The organism is Halomonas gemina, assembly GCF_023554995.1.
Taxonomy (GTDB): Bacteria; Pseudomonadota; Gammaproteobacteria; order Pseudomonadales; family Halomonadaceae; genus Halomonas; species Halomonas gemina.
In genome coordinates this window covers 539,496-564,999 of the sequence record NZ_JAMJPK010000003.1, presented here as the reverse complement: position 1 = coordinate 564,999, position 25,504 = coordinate 539,496, and the positions used below count along the sequence as shown (strand labels likewise).

The following is a 25,504-nucleotide window of genomic DNA, read 5'->3' as shown; positions in this document are numbered from 1 at the left end:
GGCGGCGTGGCGTTTATCAGCCTGGCCGCCGACGCGCTGATGCTGGGCGCGGGGGTGTTCGCGTGCGGCATCTGCACCGGTCTGATGATGCCGGCGCTTACGGCCGCCATGCAGGCGATGGTCAAACGCTCGATGCATGGGCGCGTCAGCTCGGTCATGAACGCAGGCACCAGCATTGGCGTGATCGTGGCCGTGCCGACGGTGCTGTTCCTGGCCGGCGCCTGGCGTCTCGCGTACCTCTCCTTCGCCGTCCTGGCAGGCATTGGCGTCATTGCCGCGTGGCTCTTCCTGCCCTCGGTGTCGCGGATCACGCCGGGGAACGCCGCGCCGCCGCCCCCGATCAGTGAACTGCCATGGTCACGCCTTGTCAGGCTCTCGCTGTTTGCCTTCCTGATGGGCTTCATCTCCTCCGCGTACTGGATCTTTGCCCCTGACCTGGTGGTCACCCTCGGCGGGCTGCCGTCCAGCGCCACCGGATGGCTATGGCTCTCGGTGGGCATCGCCGGCCTCGGCGGGGCCGTGGTGGCCGACCTGGCCGATCGCAACAACCCACCCATCACGCAGGCCCTGATGCTGATGATGCTGGCCGCGAGCCTGGCACTGCTTGCCGCCAGCCCCGGACAGTCATGGCTGGCGGCCTTCTCTGCGCTGGTCTTCGGCCTGGCCTACATGAGTCTGACGGGGCTCTATCTCATGACCGGCATCCGCCTGTTGCCGGGCCGGCTGTCGATGGGGCCGGTACTGCCCTTCATGGCGGTATCCTTGGGGCAGGCATCCGGCTCGCCTTTCGTCGGTGGTCTGGTGGATACCTTCGGCTACGCCGATGCCTTCGCCATGTTCGCCGCGCTCGGCATCCTGGTGGCGATCCTGTCGCCCTTCTACCCGGGCCACATCGCCCAGGCCGAGGAGGACGAGGAGGACGCCGGCCTCCAGGCAGCGTACGATCACCAGCTCCAGAACGAGGAGGGCGAGCCACTAGAGCCCCATGTGGATGAAGCTGAAAATGTGGATGAGGCTGAAAAGCCCGCCGTCAACCCATAACGGCGGCCCTGGGGTATCCGGGCACTTGAGCAGTTCCCCAGGCAAAAATGAGCCGGTGACCGATACCCGGCTCATGTCCCCGATTGATCACACAGCGTCTTGGCGACCGCTTGGACCTCGGTGTTGGTGATCTGCATGATGTCGCTCCTCCCGGGGGACTGCCGATAAGATAACGGAGCCTGTCGCCGAACTCTTGCGCCTCCGGTTCAATTTTCTGATTCAGCCATCAAGCAGGAAAGCTTGGGTTGAGTCGATTTTATGTCTTTGGTTGCGATGTAGGTCATGTAACGCTCGATTCCCAGCTCCTCTGAAAGAAGCCTGTCCATTACCTGCTGAAAGGCGAAAAGGCTGGGCGTGACGACTTTCAGGACGTAATCCATGCCGCCACCCGTCGCCATGCATTCGATGATCTCATCTACCTGACGGATATAGGCCTCAAAGCGTTCGAAAGCCGATTTTTGATGTCCCTTCAGCGAAACGGTCACAATGACTTTCGAGACATCCACGATCTTGTCCAGCGAGATGTCCGCATGATATCCACGTATCAGGCCGGCTTCCTTTAATCGGTTGAAACGAATCCAGCATGGCGTCGGAGATAGGTTGACCAGCTCTGACAGTCTGGTCTTGCTGAGCTGCCCGTGCTGCTGCACTGCGGACAGAATACGCATGTCCGCAGCATCGATCGTAATTTTCCTCATGTGTTCTCAGCCTCTATTGTGATTCCCGAAGGAGGGCCGTCTTCGTTGCATGCGGGTTTGGCCTGAGCGCACAGTTTAGATCGTTGTGATGGAATTGGCCTCGTCAGGGTAGACACATGGACTGATAGAGACGCTGCGTATTTCGCGCCATGATGAATGAGGTGGGTCAATGGCTCATGTCTTCGGCTGCGTAGCGCCTGCACTTATCCCGAGCGTTGATCAAGACGTCCCGTAACAGCTCCTCGGCGCTGGGATGGTAGACCGGCATCGACAGGACCTGCTCAGCCGTCATGCCGTGCGTGATGGCCAGGGCAAGCAGGTGTGCCAGGTGTTCAGCCTTGTAACCAAGCAGCTCGGCGCCCAGTATGACGCCGGTCTTCGCGTCCAGGTAGACTTGAATGCGCCCCTGGACCTTATTCCAGACCACATGGCGAGGACTGGTAAACGGCAGGTCGCCAATGACAATCTCCTGGCCTTCAAGTTGCCGGAAGCTCTGGCCGATGGTGGCGATCTGAGGGTCGGTGAAGGCCACCATCAACGGCGGTCTACGCTGTGCAGGCACCGGGTTCGGATAGTTCAATGCATTATCGGCGGCGATACGCCCCTCATCGAAGGCTTCGTGCCACAACGGGAGGTGGTCGGTCACGTCGCCGGCGATAAAGATTGGAAGGTCCGAGCAGCGCATCGTCTGCGGATCGAATGGCACCGCGCCCGCTTCGGTGACTTCCACGCCCGCATGCTCCATACCCAATCGGTCTACGTTGGGGATCCTTCCCATGGCCACCAGTACCCTGTCGAACACCTTGGTGACCCGCTGTCCATTCGATTGCTCGTACTCGATCCAGGCGCCTTCAGCGTCCTCCCAGGTGCTCACCACCTGGCCGACGGGGTAGATATCCAGTTCGGTGCCGAGGAGATCGAGCGCTTCCTGCTGCATGGCCGGATGGGTGAGGGCATTGATCCTTCCGGAGCGACCGTAAATTGTCGTCTCGACTCCCAGTCGATGGAGTGCCTGCCCCAGTTCCAGCGCAATCACTCCCGTGCCGATCACGGCTATCGAGCGTGGCAGGTCCTCCAGCTCAAAGACCGTATCGCTGGTGAGGACGCGGGCCATTACCGGCTCGAACACCTCGCTGACCGCAGGGCTGGAGCCGCAGGCGAGGATGAACTTCTTCGCATTGACCTCGACCGACTCATCCACCTTGAGGCGGCCCGGTCCGATAAACCTGGCGCGCCCCTCAAGCTTGTGGTGGGCCGGAATCTTGTCGACGTAGCGGAGATTGTTGGCGACAAATCGGTTATCTCGCTCTCGGCGCAACCGTTCGAAGACCTTGCGGCCATCCACGCGCCCCGTCGCTGTTACCCCGAAAAACTCGCTGGTATTCAAGTGGTGCGCATAATCGGCAGCAGTAATCATCAGCTTGCTGGGCATACAGCCGACTCGTGCACAGGTGGTGCCGTAGGGACCATCCTGGATCATCACCAGGCTGTCGGTCTTGCGGCTGATCTTCGAGTAGGCGCCCAGCCCGGCGGTGCCGGCGCCGATGATTGCATATTCAACATTCATGGTCTTCATGGCAGGTTCGCTCATGCGGCGCCTCATCGTAGAAGGTGTGCTAATGATAAAGGGCTGGCGAAGTGATGTTTAAAAGGTTGTGCTGTTTCAAGTGAGAGAGATTGAATGTCGTCAGCCCCAGGCAGGCTATCCGGGGCCTTTGATACGGTAAAGCGATAGATTCTAAGTATTTGGGTTATTTTTTCTAATCCATGGGTGATGGCCTGGCGGTCCGGGTCCGCTCCCGGTGGGGGAGGGTGGTGTACCTGGGCCCTTCCTCCAGGGGTTGCAAGGCCTCACGTTAGCCAGGCTAATCCAACTGCTTAGAAATCGTCGCTTTCCGGGCGCTTCCCGGATCACATACGATTCAGTGATTCGCAGAAAGGAAGCCTATCCATGTCAGTCCACCAGTCCGCCATCCGTTGGCAGCACAACCCTCACGAAACCGATGCCAACACCTACTCGCGCAACCATCAGGTTACATTGAATGGTAGCCAGCAGGTCAACGTTTCCGCGTCGGTCGAATTCAAGGGCGATCCGAACTGTGCCGACCCGGAGCAGATGCTGGTCAGCGCGGTGTCCAGCTGTCATATGCTGTTCTTTTTGGCCATCGCCGAATTCCAGGGGTATCAGGTCGAATCCTATGAGGACGACCCGGTCGGCCATCTAGAAAGCAACGACAGGAAAGGGATGGAGATGACGAGGATCGTGCTGTCGCCGCGCATCAACTTCGGCGGCGACAAGATGCCGGATCAGAAGGCGATATCCAGAATCCACGCCAGCGCCCATCGTAACTGTTTTATCCGTAACTCGATCACCGCCGAGGTGACGATAAATAATAGTTAATCAGCCATTCCTGTCAGGAGTCATATATGAATTACAGCCAATCTTCGGAAAGCATCCTGCTCAGAGAGGATAAAGACGGGGCTGTCACCCTAACATTGAATCGGCCGGATAAGTTCAACACCCTTTCCGAGGCGGTGCTGGAAGCGCTTCAGCAGGAACTGGATGCCATCGCCGCCGACCCCGCCGTTCGCTGTGTGGTGATCGGTGCCACGGGGCGGGGGTTTTGCGCCGGTCATGATCTGCGGGAAATGCGGGCCAATCCCGACAAGGCCTATTACCAGGCGCTGTTTCGTCGCTGCAGCCGCGTGATGCAGAGTATCGTCGCGCTGCCGGTGCCGGTCATCGCCAAGGTCCAGGGCATGGCCACGGCGGCGGGATGCCAGTTGGTGGCCAGCTGCGACCTGGCCATCGCTGCCCGCTCGGCCAGCTTCGCGGTATCGGGCATCAACGTGGGCCTGTTCTGCTCGACCCCCGCCGTGGCGCTGTCACGCAACATATCCTCCAAGCGGGCGTTCGACATGCTGGTCTCAGGCCACTTTATCGATGCGGATACGGCATTGGAATGGGGGCTGTTGAGTGGCGTCACCGATGATGCCGATCTGGAAGCTGCCGTGGCCGACAAGGTGGCACAGGTCCTGAGCAAGAGCCCTGCGGCGGTGCGCTTTGGAAAGTCCATGCTCCATCCCCAGCGTCAGATGGCCCTGGCCGACGCCTACGACTTTGCCGGCGATGTGATGGCCGAGAACATGCTGAGCCCCGACGCAGGTGAGGGGATCGATGCCTTTCTCGCCAAGCGTAAACCCATCTGGGAGCAGCCTGGCTACTAGGTTTTGTCCGAAAAATCTGCGTGGGTCAGAGAAACGACATGCCAGTTGAAAGCCTGGGGTGCTGACCCCTCCATTACAACAACAGGGGTTAAACCATGAGTGATATTTGCCATTTCAATGATGCTCTCGAGAAAACGGCGGCGAATCATGTACCGCTGTCACCCTTGAGCTTCATCAAACGGGCTGCTGCCGTTTATCCTGACAGGACATCGCTGATCTACAACGAGACGCGTTACAGCTGGCAGCAGACCTATGCCCGCTGTTGTCGGCTGGCCTCCATGTTGAAACATTTCGGCATCACAAGGGGCGATACGGTGGCCGTCATGTTGCCGAATGTCCCGGCCATGTACGAAGCTCACTTCGGGGTTCCCATGGTGGGAGCGGTGTTGAATGCGATCAACATTCGCCTGGACCCCGAGGCGGTGGCCTTTATCCTCGAGCATAGCCGCTCGCGCCTGCTGCTGGTCGACCCCGAGTACGTGGATGTGGTCGAAAAGGCCCTGGCTCGGCTGGAAGGGCCGGCACCCAGGGTGATCAACGTATCCGACCCGAGTCAGGGCGAAGAGCGTTTGATCGGCGACCTGGAGTACGAGGCGTTGCTGGCCGAGCAGCAAGCGCTGGATGACTGGCAGCTGCCGGTCGACGAGTGGGATGCGATTGCGCTGGGGTACACGTCCGGCACCACCGGCAATCCCAAGGGGGTTGTCACCCACCATCGGGGTGCTTATCTGAATGCCGTCAGTAACGTGCTGTCCTGGACCTTGCCCTCCGGCGTGGTCTACCTGTGGACACTGCCGATGTTTCACTGCAACGGTTGGTGCTTTCCGTGGACGCTGGCGGCGATCGGCGGGACCAACGTCTGCCTGCGCCGGGTCGACCCTGAGGAGATCCTGCGCCTGATCAGGCAGCATCGGGTCAGCCACTACTGCGGTGCGCCCATCGTCCACTCGATGATCGCTGATGCTGCCGGTGCTGCGCAGGAACCGATCGACCATAAGGTGTCGGGACTGATCGCCGGTGCGGCGCCGCCGGCGTCCGTGCTGGAGCGGATGGAGAAGCTCGGTGTCGAACTTACTCACGTCTACGGGCTGACCGAGACCTACGGCCCCGCGTCGGTGTGTGCCAAGCAGGATGGCTGGGACCAATACCCCCTGGAGGAGCGGGTCCGGCTCAATGGACGCCAGGGGGTAACCTATCCCCTGCAGGAGTGCATCGCGGTACTCGACCCGACCACGCTGGAGCCCGTCCCTGCCGACGGTGAGACGGTCGGCGAGATCATGTTTCGAGGCAATATTGTCATGAAGGGTTATCTGCGCAACGAGACCGCTACCAGCGAAGCCTTTGCCGGCGGCTGGTTTCACTCCGGTGACCTGGGCGTGGTGGAATCAGATGGCTACATCAAGATTCGCGACCGACTGAAGGACGTGATCATCTCGGGCGGGGAAAACATCTCCTCGATGGAGGTGGAGGAGATCATCCAGCGGCATGAAGAGGTCGAACTCGCGGCGGTCGTGGCGATGGTGGATGCCAAGTGGGGCGAAGTTCCCGCGGCCTTCGTCCAGTTGCGCCCCGGTAGCGAACTAAGTGAAGACGCCTTGATCAGCTTCTGCAAGGAGAATATCAGCCGCTTCAAGGCGCCCAAGAAGGTGATCTTCGGGCCGTTGCCGACCACCCCCACGGGGAAGATCCAGAAGTTCCTGTTGCGCAAGCAGCTCGAGACTGGTCTGTCAGCCTGAGTTGATCGAGGATGAGGAGTTGAAGCAGCGGCACTGGTGGAGTGAGGACAGTGCCCCTCGACGAAAGAAGGAAAATATCATGCACAGGGTGCGTCGCTGGGTGGTTCGCCATTCCAGAGTCTTTGAGATGATCTACCGACGTTTCGAGCCGGTGCTGGTCAAGCTCGCTCCACTGTGGCGGCGACTGGGTCATGAGCGCGTCGAGGCGCCGGTGAGGATGGTGGAAAAGGCCGCCAAGGGGGCGCTTTTCGATTGCCAGATGTGCGGTCAGTGCATTCTCTCTGCCACCGGCATGTCCTGTCCCATGAACTGCCCCAAGACAATGCGTAACGGACCCTGTGGCGGGGTGCGTGCCGATGGACATTGCGAGGTGAAGCCAGACATGGTGTGTGTCTGGGTCGATGCCTGGGAAGGAAGTCGTCGCATGGAGCAGGGCGATCTCATCCACGTTGTCCAGTTGCCGGTCGACCACCGCCTCACGGGAAGCTCGTCCTGGCTTCGCGTGGTTCGCCAACGGGACGGTACCGCCTCTTCAACCGCCAACAGAGAGACAACAAGATGAAGTTCGATGACGAGCCCGTTCCGGGCTACTCCCTGCCGATCCTGCCCGGTCACGTCTCCCCCGGGCGGCTGGAGCGAGTGCTGCGGGCAGGCAAGTTCGCAGTCACCAGCGAGATCGACCCGCCGGACTCTGCCGACCCGGCCGAGGTGCTCAAGCGGGCGGCAATCTTCGATGGCTATGTCGATGCCATCAACGCGACGGATGGCTCCGGCGCCAACTGTCACATGTCCAGCGCCGGGGTCTGCTCGCTGCTGACCCGGGTCGGCTATGCCACCATCCTGCAGATATCGTGCCGTGACCGTAACCGCATCGCCATGCAGGGCGAGATCCTCGGTGGAGCGGCCATGGGCGCCTGCAACCTGCTGTGTCTGACCGGTGACGGTGTGCAGGCCGGCGACCATCCCCAGGCCAAGCCGGTATTCGATCTCGACTCCATATCGCTGCTGCAGGTCGCCCGTGGCATGCGCGACGAGCACCGCTTCGAGAGCGGGCGGCGCATCGAGACGCCCCCACGGATCTTTCTCGGTGCGGCCGAGAACCCCTTCGTGCCGCCGCTGGACTGGCGCCCCCTTCGCCTGGCCAAGAAGGTGGCGGCCGGTGCCCAGTTCATCCAGACCCAATACTGTTTCGATATCGAGCGGTTGCGCGACTTCATGCTCAAGGTGAACGACCTCGGTCTGCTGGAGGGCCCCGACCGCGTCTTCATCCTGCCCGGGATCGGGCCCCTGGCTTCTGCACGCAGCGCTCGCTGGATCCGCGAAAATGTCCCCGGGGTGCATATCCCTGACGCGGTGATCACTCGGCTCGAGGGGGCCAAGAACCAGAAGGAGGAGGGCAAGCGACTCTGCATGGACCTGCTTAACGAAATCCGCGAGATTCCGGGCGTCAGCGGCGCGCACATCATGGCCTACCGCCAGGAGCAAAGTGTGGCGGAGATCATCGAGACGACGGGGGTGCTCGAAGGCCGCGTGCCCTGGTACCCGGGGCGCGACGACCCGAAAGCGCTCAACCCCGAATCCCCAGAAGCCTTGCAGCTCTAGCGTGATGGACCTCGATACCGGCACCGGGACGGTGCCTGACTACCGTCTCTACTGTTCGCCGGACAGCGCCAACCTGGTGGTGCGCATGGTGCTCGAGAGCGAAGGTATCCCCTATCGAGAGGTGCGGATCGACCGGGCCGCCGGTGGACTGGATGACCCGGACTTCCGTCGGCTCAACCCCCAGGGCCTGTTGCCGGTACTGGTGGATGAGCGCCATGGAACGGCGCTCTTCGAGACCGGTGCCATCCTCCTGCACCTTGCCGAACGCTGCCACGCCGCACGCTTTACACAACCGGCAGCCCGTGGCCGCCTGCTGGCCTGGCTATTCTTTCTCTCCAACACCGTCCACGCCGAGCTTCGACTCTGCTTCTACACGCCACGCTATGCGCCTCGAGCGGGGGATGCCCAGCGGCTGCGCGATGCCCTGCGGCCCCGTCTTGTGGCGCATCTCATGCAGCTGGAATCGCTCTCCGAGCATGGCCGGGAGCCCTGGCTGCTCGAGGAAGGGCCCAGTGTGCTCGATCCTTACCTGGCCTGTCTGGTGCGCTGGATGCAGCTCTACCCCATCGATGACCCCTGTCGTGCGCTTCCCTGGGAGCGCTTGCCGAGACTCGTCGGCGTGCTGCAGGCGCTGGCCGAGCGGCCGGGCATACGTCGTGCGGCCAACGCAGAAGGCATCGTGGGGCGGCTGTTCATCGCGCCCGACTACCCTGCCCTAGACCTGCGCGGCGTTACCGGCTAGATCGGGGGAGGGCATATTGGCTTCATCCAGCAACCATTCACGAAACTGTCCGGCGATCGGTCGCTCCAGGCCCTCGCCCGCACTGACCACGTAGTACGCCTGGTCACAGTTCAGGGGACAATCGGCCAACACCGACAACTTCCCGGCACTCAGCTCCGCCTGGTGTAGATCCCGACTGCCGAGCAGCACGCCCTGGCCGGCTATGGCCGCCTCCAGTGCCAGCAGCCCGTTGCCAAATCGCAGCTCCCGCAGGGTTCCGATGTCACACCCCTGCTGCTTGAACCATTCTTTCCAGCCGTAGGGCTCGTTGATGCGGGTGAGGGTGCTGTCACACAGCAATGGCAGTCCGCGGAGTGCGTCGACACCCTCCACGGTGGCGGCCAGTTCCGGTGCGCAGATTGGCACCAGATCCAGGCTCATCAGCCGCTGGGGCTCCAGGTCCGCGTAGTTGCCGTAGCCGAGTCGCACGGAAACGTCGATGCCCGCGCGCTTGAGATCGGCCAGACCGAAGTCGCTATCACGGAGGCGATCCACCGTATGCAGGCTCGCCTGCAGCCGCACTTCGGCGTCCGGGCAACGGGCGTAGAAGCGGTGCAGGCGCGGCACGATCCATTTGGTGGCGAACAGCGGTTCGGCGCACACGGTGACGATCAGGCGCTCTTCGCCATAGGCGCGGATCTTGTCCACCGCGCGACCCAGTGCATGAAACCCCTCATGCAGCTCCGGCAGGGCCACGCGCGCGGCCGGGGTCAGGCTGACCCGCCGGTGGTGGCGGACGAACAGATCGACGCCGAGATACTCCTCAAGGGACTTGATCTGGTGGCTGATCGCCGCCGGCGTGACATTGAGCTCCTTGGCGGCCGCGGCGAAACTCTTGGTTCGCGCGGCGACCTCGAAATAGGAGAGTGCGATCAGGGGTGGGAGCCGTAACATGACGAATTCTCACAAGAATGGCGTTCACGCGCTCGCCGGCAGCGAGAGCAGCAGCGGCGAGCCGACCAGGCCCTCGGACAGACGGGTCGTGAGCACCTCCAGGATGGCATCGTGCTCACCCGCCAGGCGCGTGGTGGTGACGCGCAGGCCGGGCGAATTCGCCATGGCCTGCTCGCAGATCTCCGCGATGTCGCCGCCCTCCCCGGCGTGACGCCCCGGCGAGAGGAACAGCATGGCGAGTATTACCTCGCTGTCGGCCATGGCCGGCGAGGCCAGCAGGTCGACCAGCAGCGGCTCGTTGAAGCGGTAGGCCTCGCACTCGCGGCGCTCCATGGAGGCGAAGGTGACGCAGCTGGCCTCCTCGCTCAGCAGCACGCTGAGCTGGCCGGCCAGGTAGTTGCGCACCGCCGTGACCTCGGGAATCGGGCTGCCGTGATCGACCAGCACCACCTTCGGCTGCGAGCGGCCATCCATCCGTTCGCGCACGTTGTCGGCCAGCAGCTGCGCCAGGCGCAGGTCCAGCGGCGCCAGACTGTCGACCAGCGGCAGCGTCACCTTGATGCCCAGCTGCGGATATCGGGCCTGCACCTCGGCCAGCCGCTCCGGCAGGTAGCGGGTCAACACCTGGCTGGGGCCGAAGAAGAAGGGCAGGATGACCAGCTCGGTCGCGCCCTCTGCCGCCAGCTGCTCGGCCAGTGGCCCCAGCGAGACCGCCTTGCGACCCTCCAGCTCCTCCGCGGGGATCTTGTAGGAGTGCAGCAGGGAGGCGGCTTCGACCTCGTGGCCGGTGGTCCGGCTCAAGGCCCGGGCCAGGCGGCGCAGGTTGAGTGTGGCCTGGGGGCGCAGGGAGCCGTTGTCGACGAGCAGGATCTTTCGCATGGAAGCCTCGCTGGGGTCAGGCCTTGTCCGCCTCGCTGACTGTCTGGATGACCTCGAAGCCCTCGAAACTCGGCGGACCCAGGTAGAGCCCCTCGCGCTTGCTCTGGCCGGCATTGGCGTGCGCCTTGCGGAAGGCCTCGGAGTGCGTCCAGGCCTCGAAGTCCTCGCGCGAGCGCCAGACGGTGTGGGAGGCGTAGAGCACGTGATCCTCCTTCTCGGGGCCGCGCAGCATGTGGAACTCGACGAAGCCGGGCAGCCCCTGCAGGTGCGTTTCCCGCTCCAGCCAGATCTGCTCGAACTCCTGTGTCCTCTCGGGATTGACCCGGAAACGGTTCATGGCGATGTACACGGTGCTCGCTCCTTGTCGTCAGGCAGGGAAGGGAGGGGTGACGATGGCACCTTCACCGAGGCTCGGCAAGGCCACCGCAAGCCGTCGCGCCGCGCGCTGGCCTCCGGCCTGCCACGACCCGGCGCCTCATGGCGTCACATGGCCTTCGGCGATGGCCTCGCCGAGGCGGTCGACGGCGGCGGCCAGTTTCTCGTCGATGACATGGAGCGTCTGCCTCCAGTCGTCGATGTGGCGCAGTTCCGACCTGCCGTCCGAGATGCCGCGCAGGACGACGAGCGGCATCTCGAAGCGCATGCAGGCGCGCTGGCAGGCATAGCTCTCCATGTCCACCATGTCGGCGGCGATGGCGTCATAGGCCGCGCCCGAGACGACATTGGCGCCGGTCGACAGCGAGGCCTCCCGAATGCCGGGAATGCGCAGGGGCAGCGGGACGCTCGCCGGCAGGTCGAGAAAGGGCGTGGCGCCCCTGGCGAAGCCCAGCGGTGAGGCGTCCATGTCGCGGTAGGTGACGGAGGTCGCCTGGTAGACCTCGGACTGTTCGAGAACCCGGCTGCCGGCCGATCCCAGCGATACCACGAGGTGCGGCAGGCGCTGGTGCCGGGCGAGGGCGGCCAGGGCGGCGGTGAGTTCGACGGCTGCCTCGACGGGGCCGACGCCGGTCATGAAGGGGGCGAAACGCGCCTCGAGATGCGGGCCGTATTCGGCCTCGGCCGCCATCACGAAGAGGACGTCGCGGCCACCCAGTTCCGTCAGCCTGGCCGAGCGCATCGAGGCGCCTACTCGGTCACTTGAAGCGATTGCGGGCGGACTTGATCGATTCGCTCAGCGAGTCCCAGGCGCGCTCCGCGCCGGCCCTGATGTCGTCCCAGGCGTCGTCGCTGGAGTGGCGCAGCTCTTCGAGCTTCTGGCGCATCTCCTCGCGCTTCGCCTCGAGCCGGTCGATCTCCTCTTCCCTGTCGATGCGTGCATCGGCCTCGGCGCTGCGGGCGCGGGCCTTCAGCTTGTCCACCTCGGCCTGCAGCTCATCGAGCTTGGCGCGCAGCTTCTGTTCGTAGGCTTCCCTGTTGCTCATGGGGCAACTCCTTTCCGTTTTCCGGTTCATGGAACCTTGAAGATAGCCTGTCCTCGGGCCGAGAGGGCAGTGCTTTCAGGGTGGCACGGCGAGAGGGGGGCGACGCAAGCCGTGGGCGAGCTTGTCCGGGAGAGGTCACCAAGAATTGACCGAGCGCATGGACTGGCCGGTAGGGCACTGATAGTGTCGTGAACTGTCTTGGCAACACACTGACTTGCACCTGGGAGGTGCCATGAGCCACACGCCGCACGAACTTGCTGAAGAGTTTCCCGAGCACGCTGAGCGCATCCATGACCTCAAGCAATCAGACGCTCATTTCGCGAAGCTTGCCGAGGAGTACCACGAGATCAACCGGCAGGTACATCGCATGGAAACGGAAGTCGAGCCGGTCGCTACCCACATAGAGGAAGACACGCGCAAGAAGCGTGTCGCGCTCAAGGATGAAATCGCGACCTATCTTGAGCGAGCAGCGTCGGCCTAATTCCAGTTTGCTGGTGCCCGTCAGCCCCGCTTGAAGCGGGAACGGGCGGATTTGATCGATTCGATCAGCGACTCCCCGTCGTACCCGGCGCCGGCTCGAATGCCGGCCCGGGCGTCATGGCGGGAGTCGCCCAGCTCATTACGCTTTGCCTGAAGTCTCTACCCAACACTAGACCATCGATGTAAGCGATTGGCCATCGGCGCTGCCTCGGCTGGCTGCTACCCTGCTTGGCATATTAGAAAAATGCTACAGGGAACGACCATGACTGATGCCCCCGAGCCGCGCATCACGCTGCACCCGCATTCCAGTCGGGTGCGGGTCGTCATCGACGGCACCCTGCTCGCCGATACCACCCACGCCATCGAACTCCGCGAACGCGGCTACCCGCCCCGCCAGTACCTTCCCCGCGATGATGTGCGGATGGACCTGCTGACCCCCTCCGAGACCGTGACCTACTGCCCCTTCAAGGGTGATGCCAGCTACTACTCCTTTGGCGAGCACCAGGATGTGGCGTGGAGTTATGAACGGCCAAAGGGAGAAATCGGAGAGATTGGGGGGCGTTTGGTGTTTTACCAAGGAGTCAGCGAGTGACCTCTTTCGACCCTAAGCGGCCATGCCGAAAAAGGCAGCGGGCACGTTCATTGGGAATATGCAGCATGCACGATGATTGGTGTTATACTTTTGAACTAAACTTAGCCCTTGGGGATTTCAATAGGATGAGAGGTGTTCGATCGCGTAGCATAACTGTTCAGCATTTCTTCACCGTACGGAGCATGGCGATAAATGCCTGTTGACTAAGCCGCTCATCAGGCTGCTACACAGCTTCTATAGGGCATATTGGCCGGTGTACGGCTTGAGGCGTTAGGTTGCGCGCGTACTGGTCTGTTGTGAGGCGTTCGGGCAGTGATGTTGGTCATGATTCTCGTCTCCAACGGGCCCAATTTGTCCCAACGTAGCGCGTCGGCTGGTCAAAATCCAACGTCGGGACGTGCGTGACCGCAGCCCGCTATTCCTTAGGCCTTAGGAGTAAAAGAATGAAATGTCCGATATGTGTCGATGAAAATCTAGTGATGACCGATCGTCAAGGTATAGAAATAGACTATTGTCCAAAGTGTCGAGGCGTTTGGTTGGATCGCGGGGAGCTAGACAAAATTATTGAGCGCAGCGTATCTACGCCACAATCCCAGCCTAGGGGAGACTATCGTGAGCCATCCAGACATTCTAGCAATCATGATTACCATAAGAAAAAGAAAGGTGGTTTGTTGGGTGAGATATTTAATTTCTAATATGAGCATAGTAAGGCCTAACAAAGCGATTCATTCCGGGTATACGATTGCCTTGGCAAAATGGTGGAAATCAGCATATAGAGCGTTTATGGTTCCTGTGCTCAACGTATCAAAAGGAGTACACCTCATGCTCAAGCTTCCCGTCGTGGCACTTTTTCGGCCGCTGCCTTCCTGCCATTCGCTGCCGCTCAGGCTCAGGAACAGAGTGGTGCCGCCCCGGTATCTGATGTCTCCCAGCTTCAGGAATACGAGGACTTCGTAGTCCAGCCCCTCGGGCTGAGCATCGACCGTATCGAGGACATGATCGTGATCGGGCCAAACGGCGAGGAGGTCGGCAAGGTTGAGGAGATTCTGGTCAACGGCGAGGGCCAGGTCGTAGCGATCACCGTTGATATCGGCGGCTTCCTCGGTGTCGTTGATCATTAGGTGGTGCTGAACCTTGAGCAAATCGGCGTTCAAGCCGACCGCGAGAAGCTCACGGTTTCGATGACACGCGAGTAACTCGAGCAATTGCCGGAATGGAAGAACGACTGACAACCTAACACCTACCTCGGGGGGGGGGGGTGCGTTTGCGCAAAGCCACCCGCGCCCGCTTACTTCCTCTAAAGTGGTCCCCACCCTCGTCCGATTTTCGGGGACTACTTCACTCAGCCCCACCTTTTTCAGGATAAGGATTATGGGTCTTCGATCCGCAGCAAAAGCTGCCCCGGAGCGAAGAAGCACGTCCCGAGGCTTTCTACTTCGATTTCGTGCAGCCTTCATATTCTTCACGACCACCTGGTAACCGCCATCGATGTGGATCGCCGTGATGCCAAACGTCACCGCAACCGTGACACCGGCAGCACGGACAAAAGCCTCTACGCTTTCAGCCGATTCACCAGCCGCTCCATCTCGACCAAGTTGGTCACGGCTACCGGTCTGAGCAGACCAGGAGTGTGCCGAGTCACTCATCGGCTAGGCGGTACGAGATCTGGTCGCCGCAGTTTTCGGAGGTATTGGAAGGCATTCCCGATGGTCAGATTGGTGGTGTTGGCCAAGGTCTCGACCGCGGCGTTGCCCTGGGCAGTCGCTCCAACAATGCCAGGCGATGACCGTTGCCTAAGGCACGTCAACCTCGACTGCCATCCTCTGGCCTTCATGAAAAGTGCTTTATGCGTGGATGCCAGGGGATCAGGGGCAAGACTTATGGGACGGGACGGATAGCGAAACATTCGTGGGGAGCCGCCAGGTTTTAATGAGAGACTCGACTTGCCTTTCCCCGGTATGTCGCCGTGAAGCCCGGCTGGCGCATGGAACGCCGATGACCAGACAATACACGCTAAATCAGTGCCATAGCAAAAAATTGGCGGCGCTGGATACCTATCTACCCGCTACCCGTATACTATTCCACACGTCAATCTTCCTGCGGCGTGGATGGAGTGCGTGAGAAATGAGCTTGGCCGACGTATTGCGTGCTCTGCCTGGTCATCTGAAGGACCAGCGCCCGACGCTAGGCGACATTCTGGTCGTCCTCGATGAACGTGCTATCCCCTTAGCGCTATTGCTTTTCGCGATCCCTGCGATCGTGCCCACGCCAGGCATTCCCGCAGGCATGGTATTTGGGTCGGCACTAGCCTTCATTGGCATACAGATGGCAATCGGCACCAAGCGCGTCCGGCTGCCGACGGGTATTGCCCAACTGCGCATCGGGCGGCAACAGCTGGAGCGGATCCTGGGCAGGGCGACCCCTCATCTCGAAAAGCTTGAGCGGCGCCTGAGCGTGCGCCTAGGGTGTCTTAGCACGCCATTGGCGATTCGAAGCATCGGCGTCGTTATTTTTATCCTGGCCTTGTTGATAGCACTCCCGATTCCATTTGGAAATACACTGCCTGGGTTGGCCGTGCTGATTCTGTCGCTGGGGCTTGCCCAGCGAGATGGCATCGCAGTCGCCGCCGGCCTCGGCCTTGCGCTAGTGTCCGGTGTTGTCTCCGCAGCCATCATCGGTGGTAGCTGGTGGCTAATCGAAATTTTCGTTAAGGAATCACTGCTCACATCAGCCTGAACCGGTAATCATCATTGGCAGCTTCCTTTTTCGGCTGTCAGGCCGAGTTCACAACGTACTCTCGTATCGAAAGCCTAGTTGCTTGGGAAGCTAGTAGATGGACAAGGAAAGGACAGGACAGTCATTGGTCGAAAGCCAAAACTCGACTTGTGTACTAGGGGGTGGGGTCCACTTCAATCCGCACCGATTAAGCAACCAGTGGTAGTGCGACGACATACTAACCCAAGATTCAGGGAATGATGCGTATGCATGCTGTTATCTGCTCGTCGCTGATACGAAATGGCCGGTCACGATAGCCCGGAACAGGTGGTCACGATAAAACGAAACGGTCGGTCACGATGGCGCGGAATACGCAAGGAGAAAAGGTGAATGAGAAAACGGAGTGTCTGGCTACGGCTTGCCTATTTTTCCAATCTTATTTTACTTTTCGGGCTGGTGCTGCATCAAGGTTACCTACATCTCACTGAACCAGCTTTTACGTCGGTTCATGCTGATCAGGTGAATACGATTCGACAGGTAGTGGGAGAGCGAAGTGATTTCCGGTTTGCCGTCGTCGGTAATGTCAATAATTCAGTGCGGGTCTTTCAGGATGAAATCGTTCCAAGAATCAATGATCAAGGTTATGATTTCGTAATTTCGGCAGGCAATGCCGTGTCCGGCGGTCAAGAAGAAAGTTATCGCTTGGTCCACCGCATCTTCGGGCGCCTCGAGATGCCCTACCTGTTGACCTTCGGCGATAACGAAGAGAGCGATTTCGGAAGCTTCCGTTTCTATGAACAATTCGGGCCGCACTTCTTTTCCTTCGTGGCCGATGATGCTCACTTCCTGTTTCTCGACGGCACCGGGAAGTCCTCCTATTCCTGGCAACTGGACTGGTTGGAACGGGAGCTCAGTGCCACGCGAGCATCACACCGTTTCGTCTTTATCGGCCTTCCGGTGCATCGGGAGTTGGCCGATACACCGGTTTTTGAATCCGATCACTACCTGGAGGCCCCGTCCTTTCGCCACGGCTTGATCACGCTGTTCGAGCAGTACGACGTGGATGTGGTCTTCTCGGCGAACCTGACGCTTTTCCATCATGAAATTGTCAACGGCGTCGACTATGTGACCACAGGTGGTGCGGGTGGTTTAGTCGTCGACAGTGGATCGAGCTTTCATCACTACATAGATGTTCGGGTGTCCAGTGATGGCATTACAATCGAGCCAGTGCCCCTGGATGTCACCCTGCCGGCTTGGCAGAAGACCCTGGACAGTCTCTGGGGGACCATCTATTCATTCTTCTATGTCAGCTACCTGCGCTTCCTGCTCATCGTCAGTGCGCTGCTGCTGCTGGCTTTTCACCTGCATCAGCTGATCACGGAGGAGCGTGACTATTACCCTGACTTCGACGTCGACCCCACCCCCTACCAGGGACGAGCGTTGCGAGTCGGCATGTATTCCAATAATTACTTTCCCTTCGTGTCCGGTGTCACCGTCTCGGTGGACCGGCTACGCCGTGGCTTGAGCGAAATGGGCGATCGGGTGCTGCTGTTCGTGCCGCGCTATCGTGAGCCGTGGGATGACGATGACGACATCGAACGGGCGCCGACCCTGGTGTCCTTCGGCGAGAAGGGCGAGTTTAGGTTGTCGAATCCCTTCCTGTGGCGACTGTATCGGCGCCTGAGGGCGTTCAAGCCCGACATCATCCATGTCCACCATCCCTTCTGGCTGGGCTCGCTGGGTCTCTTCATGGGGCGTCGTCTCAAGGTCCCGGTGGTTTATACCTACCACACGCGCCTGGAGCACTATTCGCACTTCGTGCCGCTTCCCGGCTTGCTGTTCCGCAATCTCATTTCCCACTACCTGATCCGGCGATTCTCCAACCGCTGTCAGGGGGTGGTGGTGCCGACTCATTCCGCCGAGGAATACTTGAGGGTGATCGGCGTGACCACCAATACCCTGGTGCAGCCCACGGGAATCGATGTCGAACGATTCAGGCAGGTGGACCAAGAGCGCCTCGACCAGCGGCGCCAGGCGCATGGTATCGCCGGTGATGAGGTGGTACTGGTCAGTGTGTCGCGGATCAGTCAGGAGAAAAATATCGAATTCATGCTCGAAGCCCTGGCCGGCCTGCGCGACCGCGGCCATGCCAACTTCCGGCTCCTGCTGGTCGGCGATGGGCCGGCCCGCGAGCATATCCAGTCGTGTATCGAGGCGCTGGGGCTTGATGCGCAGGTTGAGCTGGTGGGCGCTGTGTCGCCTGAGGAGATGGCGCTCTATTACCATCTGGGCGATATCTTCGTCTTCGCCTCCAAGTCGGAAACCCAGGGGATGGTCATCCTGGAAGCCATGTCGGCTGGCTTGCCGGTGGTGGCGGTACGCTCCAGCGGTATCGACGATGTCATCCGGGAGGGGGAGAACGGTTTCAAGACCCCGGAGAATCGCCAGGCCTGGGCAGCGCGGCTGCAAGTGCTGATGGAGGATCCCGCCCTGCGCGACACCCTCGGCGAACAGGCACGGGTTTTTGCCAGTGATCACGATGTCAGCGCTTTCGCTCGTCGTGTCCACGACTTCTACGCCTTCTTGTTGGCGCAGTACCACGGTGGCCGGCGCTGGCGTCGCTAGCCGCGCTTGCCCTTGCGCCGGGAATACTGACGCAGCGCCACCAGCATAACAATGCCCGCGGCCAGTCCGGCCAGCGACCACAATAGCTCCCCGCGATCGGTTGCGGTGACCAGGGCACCAAGCTGGCTGCCGAGCAGAGTTACGACGGCCAGCCCCGGTACGATGCCTAAGGTCGAGCCGATCATGTAGTCGCGAAAGCGCAGGTGGAAGGCGCCGGCCATCATGTTGGTCAGGGTAAAGGGTGCCAAGGGGAGCAGGTTGATCACCGTCATGGTGCGGATGCCGCGGCGTGCCAGGTAGCGTGACATGCCCTTGAGGTGGCGACCGCCGTAGGTCATCAGGGTCTCGCGCCCCAGGCGCCGTCCCACCCAGTAGGACACCACCGAGGAAGCAAGCGTCCCCAGGGTGGCGTAGACGAAGCCCCAGGTCGGGCCGAACACCAGCCCTGTCACCGCCACCAGGATGCTCAGCGGAAACATCACCAGCAGGCCACCGACGTAGATACCGATCACCACGAGGAAAAGCCAGGGGCTGTCGCGCCACTGCGGGGACTGAGCGATCCACTGTTTCAGGGCGTCTACGGTCAGTACATCCTGCATGGCGAGCCATTGCCAGAGCAGGCCGAAGGCGACCAGCGCGGCCAGCAGACCGAGGGTAATGCCAAGAGAGCGAGACATGGACTGGGATCTTGACGAACAAATGAGGCGCTTAGGATACGTCAGGTAGGCCATCGGCCCAAGCCGGTAACTGGCGATCGCGTAGACGCTTGGGCATCTCTCACGGCTGGGTTACTATTTCGCCGTTTTCGCCATTCCTGCCGGCATCGAGGACTCCCTCTGCTTGCCGTCCGGTCGCTCGTTCCGGATACTTCTCGATGATCGCGAACCTTTTCCATCGCTGGCGCTGGCTCGGCGCCTGGACCCTTGCCAACCTGTTGCTGGCCTGGCTGATCGCCAGTCGTTATGTGCCCTATATCGACCCGGATGGGGCAGCGCAATGGGGCTATCTCTCGCTGGTGTTCCTCGGTCATCTGGCCCTGCTGGTCTGGCTGGGTGCCCTGCCGCTGTTCCTGCTGGCTACCGTCATCCGGGGTAGGTGGCTGTGGCTGGTCACCACCCTCTGGGCCAGCACCCTGCAGCTGTTGCTGCTGCTCGATACCTTCGTCTACGCCCAGTATCGTTTCCACCTGAGCGGTTTCATCCTCGACCTGCTGCTCAATGCCGGCGGTGATGTGTTCAGCTTCTCCTGGGTGGCCTGGAGCCTGGCCATCGGCGGGGTGCTGGGCATGCTGGTGATCCAGGGCGTGATGGGCCTGTGGCTGAAGCGACGCTTCCTGTCCAGGCCCGTGTGGTCGACGCTGGCTGTCTGTGTCACGGCTCTGCTAGGCGTGCATGGCTGGCATGCCTGGGCGGATGCCCACTATGACCGCGAGATCACCGGCATGACCCGCCATGTGCCGGTCTTCTATCCGGCCACCGCCAAGCGCTTCTTCGTCAAGCAGGGCTGGGTGGATGCCCAGGCGGTGCGCGATGCAGTGGATCTGGAGGCGGCGCCGGGCGGCGAGCAGGACCTGAGCTACCCCTTGGCCCCGCTGTCCTGCACGACATCGGCCTCCCCGGACAACCTGATGCTGGTCGTGCTGGATACGCTACGTCACGACATGCTCAATCCGCAGGTGATGCCGAACCTCCATCGCTATGCCAACCAGCCGGGCTGGATCAAGGCCAGCGAGCATATCAGCGGCGGTAACTCCACCAAGGCCGGCGTGTTCAGCCTCTTCTATGGCCTGCCGGTCACCTACTGGGATGCCTTTACCGCCGGTCAGACGCCACCGGTGTTGATGGAGACCCTGGAAACCCAGGACTATCGCTTCGAGGTGCTCTCCTCGGCGACCCTGGTGAGTCCCGCCTTCGATCGCAATGTCTTTGCCGGCCTCGAAGAGGTTTCACTGGAGCCGGCTCAGGGCGATCCCTGGCAGCGGGACCGCCAGATCACCGATGATTGGCTGGCGTGGACCCGCGAGGAGAGCCAGAACCCGGGCGATCGTCCCTTCTTCAGCTTCCTCTTCTACGACGCCGTGCATGGGTACAGCCATCCGCCCGACTTCCCGCGCTTCACCCCCTACTGGGAGAGCGTCAACCATATCGCCCTGGGACCGGACTTCGATCCCGAGCCCTACTGGAATCGCTACCGGACCGCGGCACGCTATGTGGATCAGCAGCTGGGGCGGGTCCTCGACGACCTGGATGCCCGGGGCTTACTGGAGGACACCGCGGTGGTGATCACCTCGGATCATGGAGAGTCCTTCAACGAGCATGGCAAGAACTACTGGGGCCACGGCAGTAACTACACGCCGGAACAGGTCCAGGTTCCGCTGGTGATGCACCTGCCGGGACACCCGGGCGGCGAGATTACCCGACGCTCGCACCATGCCGACATCGCGCCAACCCTGCTCGAGGAGGTGCTGGGCTGCGAGTCCGCCCCGGAGCGCTATTCCCTCGGTCACAACCTGCTGGAGCCAAAGGCGAAGCGGGAGTGGATGCTTTCGGGCAGCTACATGGGCTACGGCATCCTGATGCCCGACTACCAGGTCGCCGTTCATCCGGCGGGAACCTTCGAGGTCTATGACTACCGGATGAACGAGCTCGACGAGGTGCGCCCCGACCCGGTGGCTTCTACCCAGGTGCTCCAGGCCCTGTCACGCTTCTATCGTTGAGGGAGGGACGACGGCTCCATCTGATGATTTGATCTACTCATTTTGCCATTTGATCTGAAACTCTATCTCCTCTTCATCGTCCGACCGTTCGTGTTCGATGCTGAATTCGGCTCTGACGGGGACATAGATGCGCTCGCCGGCAATCTGAATGTCGAAACGCTCCCCGTTCTCGATGGCATCCGCCAGTCGCCGTAGCTTGGCCACGAAGTCGGCCTTCGGGTAGCCTTTTTCTACGTCTCTCTCGTCTTTGGATCCCATTTTTCGCTCCTCGGTGGCTTGGTTGTCGCCAGCGCCTGTGGCGCAAGCAGGCCCGCGTCCAGTCTAGCAGGTCCCATACACCCTCTACCTGGCGACGCCAGAAAATACGACAGCACCGTCACCATATCCAGATGCTCTGAGCGTTCGACCCTCGCACAGAGGCCTAGTAAGCTTTCATCTGCTTCCGACAGTCAGGACTTCACCATGACGAGCGCCAGAATTCTGCAGCAAGGCACGATCCACTGCTTCCCCGCTGGCCTGCGGGATGAGAAAGGCAAGCTGGTCAACGCCGAGGTATCGGCGGTGGTGTACGACGGCAAGCGATTGATCCTGGCCAGCGACAAGCCGATACCGGGCGAACAACGCTCTGCGGTCTTTTCCCTTCCGATGACATCACAGGGCCCTGATGACAGCGAGCTTGAGTACTTCACCACGCCGCTCATCAAGCAGGCGGTCAAGTATGAGGACTTTGCCCTCAGCGCCGATGGCCGTCATGTCCTGGCCACCACCGGCTTCGATCGCATCGATGATGTCAGCCATGATCTCAACGCCTACAATCACCTGCTGATCTGGCCGCTGGGTGAGCCGGACAAGGTGCAGGTCGTCGACCCTGATCCCAGGGACGGCGTGGAAGGCTCCCTGGAACTGCGCCGCAAGCTCGATCATGCGATCGGCTTCCCGTACTACAAGATCGAGGGGCTGGCGGCGATTCCCGGCGAGCGTGGCGATGGCCTTCTACTGTTCGGCGTGCGCGAACAGGGGAGGACCCATGATGACTTCGCCTATGTCAGCCGACTGGTGGGGGCGCATTACGAGATCAGCGATAAGGGCAACCTGGTACTGATCGACCAGATGCGTGAGATCTACACCTTCGACCCGGGCTGTGATACGAACGTGCGCTTCGAATGTGGTCTCTCGAGCCTGGAGTACGATCCCTATCATGCCCGGCTCTACCTGCTGACCAGTTTCGAGACCAAGAAAGACGGTGCGCCGTGTATCGGCGGTTACTTGTGGGTGATGGGCCTCGGGGACTTGCAAGGGGGGCGACTACCCACGCTGGTTACCACACCGGAAGGAAGCCCCCTGGAATTCGAGCACAAGGCCGAGGGCATGGCCGTGCTCGATCATGAGCGCTTGTTTGTTGCCTATGACAATGACCGGCATCTCGGACTGGGCAGCATCGACCAACGCGACGAACGACACGCCTGCGAGGCGCCTTATACCCTGCTTCATGTGTTCTGACGACAAGAGAGGTGCGATGCGTCTGCGATGGCTGTTACGGCTGTTGGGTCTCCTTTCCTTAGCCCTTCTGGCCGGCTGTGAAAAGACCCCGACCGGGCGCTCTCAGCTGGCCTTGGTGCCTGAAAGTTTGATGGCGCAGATGGGCAAGGATACCTTTGGTCAGTTGCTTCGTCGTCAGCCGGTATCACGCGACGCGGCCGTTAACCGCCAAGTACAGTGCGTAGCCCGGGAGGTGGCGGCCGCTGCTGAGGCAATCTACCCGGGCGCCGATTTGCCCGAGAGCTGGGAGGTTGTCGTTTTCGAGGATCCTTCCCCCAATGCCTTTGCCCTGCCGGGCGGGCGTATCGGCGTGCATACCGGCCTGCTGCGGGTGGCCGAGAACCCGGCCCAGCTAGCGGCCGTGATCGGGCACGAGGTGGCGCATGTGCTGGCGGATCATGGTAATGAGCGGCTTACCCAGCAGCTTGGCATTAAAGCCGGGTTGCTGCTGGTAGGTTTACTCGGGGAGGGGGATCTAGGGCAGCAACAGTTGATGCAGGCCCTGGGCCTTGGCGCCCGACTCGGCATCAGCCTGCCGTTCAGCCGCGCCCATGAAGAGGAGGCCGATCTAATGGGGGTGGCGATCATGGCGCGGGCGGGGTTTGACCCACAACAGAGCGTAGCGCTGTGGCGCAACATGGCTGCCGCCGGTGGTGGTCAACCTCCTGAGTTCCTCTCGACTCATCCCGCCCACGGATCACGCATCGAGGCATTACAGCAGGCCATGGAGGAGGTCGTATCAACCTATCGCGACGTTTCACCGGCTGATTGTCCCGGGTAGCGGCAGGCCAGGCCGTCAATCACCTGGAACCCGATACTTTAAGATGTTGTTAGTGTGGAAGAATAGGGTATCAGAGGATACGATACTCATCCTGACACTGGGGCCCACCCACCCTCATTACTCTTCTCTCTACCGCATCCAAGAGTTGGCCTCGTCCGGTCTCGACCAGGGTCAGCCAGTGGCGGGCGGGGTGATGCCGGTGTGGACCAGATCCCGGGTCAGGATCGAGTTGGGGGCGCCTCTTCTCTCTCTTCGTGACTCAACATCACCCGGTTCCTGCCGCCGTGCTTGCCGGCGTATAGCGCCTGGTCGGCCTGGTTGATCAGGTCGTCCAGATCGACGTCCTCGTCGAGAACCCCGGCGATGCCGATGGTGACGGTCAGGCGGTGGTCGGGCATCGCCTCCATCACCGGCAGCTCGGCGACCTTCCTCTGCAGGCGCTCCGCCACCATTTGCGCGTCCTGTAGTGGGTGAAGACTTCACCGTTTTGGCGTTCGGGGTGAGCATCCCTCCTGCCGGCAGGTAGTAATATAAGCGTTTCAAGATGACGGGAAAACGGGCGGGTGCCAACGCTCACCCGCATCCCCCCTCGCTCCACCGCGTCGTTCAGTTCTGCATGGGGATGCCATCTTCCCATCGAAAGCCGATACCGCCGCCTTTCCAGACCCCTTCGCCTAATGGATTGGGCCCCTGAATATCGACGTGTTGCGGCAGCCCGAATCCCGGCGCCAGGTCTTGCACGCCGCGAACGGTGCTGCGGTGCATGATCCGCAAGCCCTGCTCCTCGACCGGCAAATGGGCCTCCGGCGCCGCCCGATGCGCAACGGCGAGATTGTCGATGAATACGCAGTCGTTTTCCTGATACTCGTAGGCGGTGGCGTATCCGTTCTCCAGCCCGGCATTCAGGATGTCGTTGTATTCATGACAGAGCCGTTTCATTTCGTCGGCCTTCAGCAAGCGAAAGGCATCTTCATCGGGTAGCTTTTCAATCACCGCTCCTGTCATGCCCAGATGCAACCAGATGCACTTGCGTTTGGATATGGGATGCTCATGTACCACGGGGTGAACGACGCCCGATGCGGAGTTCACCGAGGAAAGACGGCTCCAGTACTCCTTCAGATCCTCCGGGAGAGCGTCATGGGCGGCACCCTGATGGGCGAAGTATGTCCCTCCGCCTTTTTCGGCCGGCCGAATGATGTGGTAGCCCGAGTGCGAAAAGGTGTCCGCGTTGAAGCTGCCATCATTGTGCCATTGCGGTCCCACACCCGGGATCCCGTGACGCTGATCGTTCGACAGGCGGAAGATATGTTGATTGCCGCCGGGCGTCGCCGGATGGACGCCATGAGTGCTGTGCAATTCCCTGCCGCCCCACCAACAGCTGGCCCGGAGAAAATCGTCGGCATCCAATGGCTTCTCGTTCTTGAACACAAGAAACCCGCGGTTCGCCATCTCGCGTTCCAGTGCTTCGAGAACCTCGGGTGGCGGCGTGTCTCTGGATGACAAGTCGATGCCCTGTACCTGCGCACCCAGGGGATCCAGCGGGGTGATGGTTCCACCGAATGCCTCGACCGTGGCAACGCGTGACGGATCCAGGGGTGGTAGCGTCGATTGACGGGGTTTCATGCGGGCCTCCTGTGGTTCAACTCGATGCAAGAAGGATGAACGCGCCGCCGAGCGCGCCAGCGCAGCAGGGTGCGCCAAGAAGGCAGCGCCGTCATCCGAGCACAGGATGTATGGGCGGATCATGCTGGCAGAGACACCCCTGTTTTCCAAACG

Annotated in this window: 26 protein-coding genes and 1 pseudogene; 16 read left to right on the top strand and 11 right to left on the bottom strand. The window is 61.1% G+C overall.

The genetic code is table 11. The features are described from left to right. On the top strand, positions 1-1,041 hold a 1,041-nt coding region (locus M8009_RS09300), incomplete at its 5' end, for an MFS transporter (protein WP_250060544.1). A gap of 206 nt (positions 1,042-1,247) precedes the next feature. Here M8009_RS09300 and M8009_RS09295 read toward each other — a convergent pair. Further along, the gene (locus tag M8009_RS09295; protein WP_250060543.1) at positions 1,248-1,739 is read right to left on the bottom strand and encodes an Lrp/AsnC family transcriptional regulator; all 492 of its coding nucleotides are present in this window, start codon (positions 1,737-1,739) and stop codon (positions 1,248-1,250) included. 166 nt (positions 1,740-1,905) lie between these two features. Then, positions 1,906-3,330, bottom strand: a complete 1,425-nt coding sequence (locus M8009_RS09290) for a dihydrolipoyl dehydrogenase (RefSeq protein WP_250060542.1) — start codon at positions 3,328-3,330, stop codon at positions 1,906-1,908. A 360-nt stretch (positions 3,331-3,690) separates the two neighbouring features. Here M8009_RS09290 and M8009_RS09285 point away from each other — a divergent pair, with 360 nt between their 5' ends. From M8009_RS09285 to M8009_RS09260, 6 genes are all read left to right on the top strand, one after another. Beyond that, positions 3,691-4,140: an OsmC family protein gene (locus M8009_RS09285; RefSeq protein WP_250060541.1), complete on the top strand. Its 450-nt coding sequence runs from the start codon at positions 3,691-3,693 to the stop codon at positions 4,138-4,140. A gap of 26 nt (positions 4,141-4,166) precedes the next feature. Then, the gene (locus M8009_RS09280) at positions 4,167-4,967 is read left to right on the top strand and encodes an enoyl-CoA hydratase (RefSeq protein ID WP_250060540.1); all 801 of its coding nucleotides are present in this window, start codon (positions 4,167-4,169) and stop codon (positions 4,965-4,967) included. A gap of 95 nt (positions 4,968-5,062) precedes the next feature. Next, positions 5,063-6,703, top strand: coding sequence for an acyl-CoA synthetase (locus M8009_RS09275; RefSeq protein ID WP_250060539.1), 1,641 nt, complete (start codon positions 5,063-5,065; stop codon positions 6,701-6,703). A gap of 79 nt (positions 6,704-6,782) precedes the next feature. Beyond that, the gene (locus M8009_RS09270) at positions 6,783-7,265 is read left to right on the top strand and encodes a methylenetetrahydrofolate reductase C-terminal domain-containing protein (protein ID WP_250060538.1); all 483 of its coding nucleotides are present in this window, start codon (positions 6,783-6,785) and stop codon (positions 7,263-7,265) included. Beyond that, a complete protein-coding gene (locus M8009_RS09265) occupies positions 7,262-8,305 on the top strand; it encodes a methylenetetrahydrofolate reductase (RefSeq protein WP_250060537.1) in 1,044 nt (347 codons plus the stop codon). Before M8009_RS09270 ends, M8009_RS09265 begins: the two co-directional genes overlap by 4 nt. Before the next feature lie 4 nt (positions 8,306-8,309). After that, positions 8,310-9,047, top strand: a complete 738-nt coding sequence (locus M8009_RS09260) for a glutathione S-transferase family protein (RefSeq protein WP_250060566.1) — start codon at positions 8,310-8,312, stop codon at positions 9,045-9,047. Here M8009_RS09260 and M8009_RS09255 read toward each other — a convergent pair. The 5 genes from M8009_RS09255 to M8009_RS09235 all read right to left on the bottom strand — a co-directional run bounded on the left by M8009_RS09255 (position 9,021) and on the right by M8009_RS09235 (position 12,280). Next, entirely contained in the window at positions 9,021-9,980 is a 960-nt protein-coding gene (locus M8009_RS09255) for a LysR family transcriptional regulator (protein ID WP_250060536.1), read from the bottom strand. The genes M8009_RS09260 and M8009_RS09255 overlap by 27 nt on opposite strands. A 24-nt stretch (positions 9,981-10,004) precedes the next feature. After that, positions 10,005-10,859 carry a sirohydrochlorin chelatase gene (locus M8009_RS09250; RefSeq protein ID WP_250060535.1) on the bottom strand — a complete coding sequence of 285 codons (855 nt, stop codon included), beginning with the start codon at positions 10,857-10,859 and terminating at the stop codon, positions 10,005-10,007. Between the two features lie 16 nt (positions 10,860-10,875). After that, positions 10,876-11,208 carry a heme-degrading protein HmuQ gene (gene hmuQ, locus M8009_RS09245; RefSeq protein ID WP_250060534.1) on the bottom strand — a complete coding sequence of 111 codons (333 nt, stop codon included), beginning with the start codon at positions 11,206-11,208 and terminating at the stop codon, positions 10,876-10,878. A gap of 126 nt (positions 11,209-11,334) precedes the next feature. After that, positions 11,335-11,976, bottom strand: coding sequence for a 5'-methylthioadenosine/S-adenosylhomocysteine nucleosidase (locus tag M8009_RS09240; protein ID WP_250060533.1), 642 nt, complete (start codon positions 11,974-11,976; stop codon positions 11,335-11,337). A gap of 16 nt (positions 11,977-11,992) precedes the next feature. Continuing rightward, positions 11,993-12,280 carry a sll1863 family stress response protein gene (locus M8009_RS09235; protein WP_250060532.1) on the bottom strand — a complete coding sequence of 96 codons (288 nt, stop codon included), beginning with the start codon at positions 12,278-12,280 and terminating at the stop codon, positions 11,993-11,995. A 232-nt stretch (positions 12,281-12,512) separates the two neighbouring features. Here M8009_RS09235 and M8009_RS09230 point away from each other — a divergent pair, with 232 nt between their 5' ends. From M8009_RS09230 to M8009_RS09205, 6 genes are all read left to right on the top strand, one after another. Next, on the top strand, positions 12,513-12,761 hold the full coding sequence (locus M8009_RS09230) for an HP1242/YdcH family protein (RefSeq protein WP_250060531.1): 249 nt from the start codon (positions 12,513-12,515) through the stop codon (positions 12,759-12,761). 261 nt (positions 12,762-13,022) lie between these two features. Further along, positions 13,023-13,352 carry a DUF427 domain-containing protein gene (locus tag M8009_RS09225; RefSeq protein ID WP_250060530.1) on the top strand — a complete coding sequence of 110 codons (330 nt, stop codon included), beginning with the start codon at positions 13,023-13,025 and terminating at the stop codon, positions 13,350-13,352. Between the two features lie 443 nt (positions 13,353-13,795). After that, the gene (locus M8009_RS09220; protein WP_284047760.1) at positions 13,796-14,047 is read left to right on the top strand and encodes a TFIIB-type zinc ribbon-containing protein; all 252 of its coding nucleotides are present in this window, start codon (positions 13,796-13,798) and stop codon (positions 14,045-14,047) included. Between the two features lie 300 nt (positions 14,048-14,347). Continuing rightward, positions 14,348-14,473: a PRC-barrel domain-containing protein gene (locus tag M8009_RS19315; RefSeq protein ID WP_430886901.1), complete on the top strand. Its 126-nt coding sequence runs from the start codon at positions 14,348-14,350 to the stop codon at positions 14,471-14,473. A 1,003-nt stretch (positions 14,474-15,476) separates the two neighbouring features. Next, positions 15,477-16,088, top strand: coding sequence for an exopolysaccharide biosynthesis protein (locus M8009_RS09210; RefSeq protein ID WP_250060528.1), 612 nt, complete (start codon positions 15,477-15,479; stop codon positions 16,086-16,088). A gap of 369 nt (positions 16,089-16,457) precedes the next feature. Continuing rightward, positions 16,458-18,692: a glycosyltransferase gene (locus tag M8009_RS09205; protein WP_250060527.1), complete on the top strand. Its 2,235-nt coding sequence runs from the start codon at positions 16,458-16,460 to the stop codon at positions 18,690-18,692. On the opposite strand, the gene M8009_RS09200 is transcribed toward M8009_RS09205, so the two are convergent. After that, entirely contained in the window at positions 18,689-19,369 is a 681-nt protein-coding gene (locus tag M8009_RS09200; RefSeq protein ID WP_250060526.1) for a TVP38/TMEM64 family protein, read from the bottom strand. The genes M8009_RS09205 and M8009_RS09200 overlap by 4 nt on opposite strands. 197 nt (positions 19,370-19,566) lie before the next feature. Between M8009_RS09200 and M8009_RS09195 the strand changes: the two genes are divergently transcribed. Next, positions 19,567-21,408, top strand: a complete 1,842-nt coding sequence (locus M8009_RS09195; protein ID WP_250060525.1) for a DUF3413 domain-containing protein — start codon at positions 19,567-19,569, stop codon at positions 21,406-21,408. Between the two features lie 33 nt (positions 21,409-21,441). Here the strand turns inward: M8009_RS09195 and M8009_RS09190 are convergent, their stop codons facing one another. Further along, entirely contained in the window at positions 21,442-21,666 is a 225-nt protein-coding gene (locus tag M8009_RS09190) for an amphi-Trp domain-containing protein (RefSeq protein WP_250060524.1), read from the bottom strand. A gap of 204 nt (positions 21,667-21,870) precedes the next feature. On the opposite strand from M8009_RS09190, the gene M8009_RS09185 reads away from it, so the two are divergent. Next, positions 21,871-22,908: a hypothetical protein gene (locus M8009_RS09185; protein ID WP_250060523.1), complete on the top strand. Its 1,038-nt coding sequence runs from the start codon at positions 21,871-21,873 to the stop codon at positions 22,906-22,908. A 16-nt stretch (positions 22,909-22,924) separates the two neighbouring features. After that, positions 22,925-23,728 carry a M48 family metallopeptidase gene (locus M8009_RS09180; RefSeq protein WP_250060522.1) on the top strand — a complete coding sequence of 268 codons (804 nt, stop codon included), beginning with the start codon at positions 22,925-22,927 and terminating at the stop codon, positions 23,726-23,728. Between the two features lie 218 nt (positions 23,729-23,946). Here the strand turns inward: M8009_RS09180 and M8009_RS09175 are convergent. Further along, positions 23,947-24,186: pseudogene (locus M8009_RS09175) on the bottom strand (GGDEF domain-containing protein); the annotation flags it as partial. Between the two features lie 148 nt (positions 24,187-24,334). Next, complete coding sequence (locus M8009_RS09170; RefSeq protein WP_250060520.1) at positions 24,335-25,351, bottom strand: TauD/TfdA dioxygenase family protein; 1,017 nt, start codon at positions 25,349-25,351, stop codon at positions 24,335-24,337. Positions 25,352-25,504: the final 153 nt, after the last annotated feature.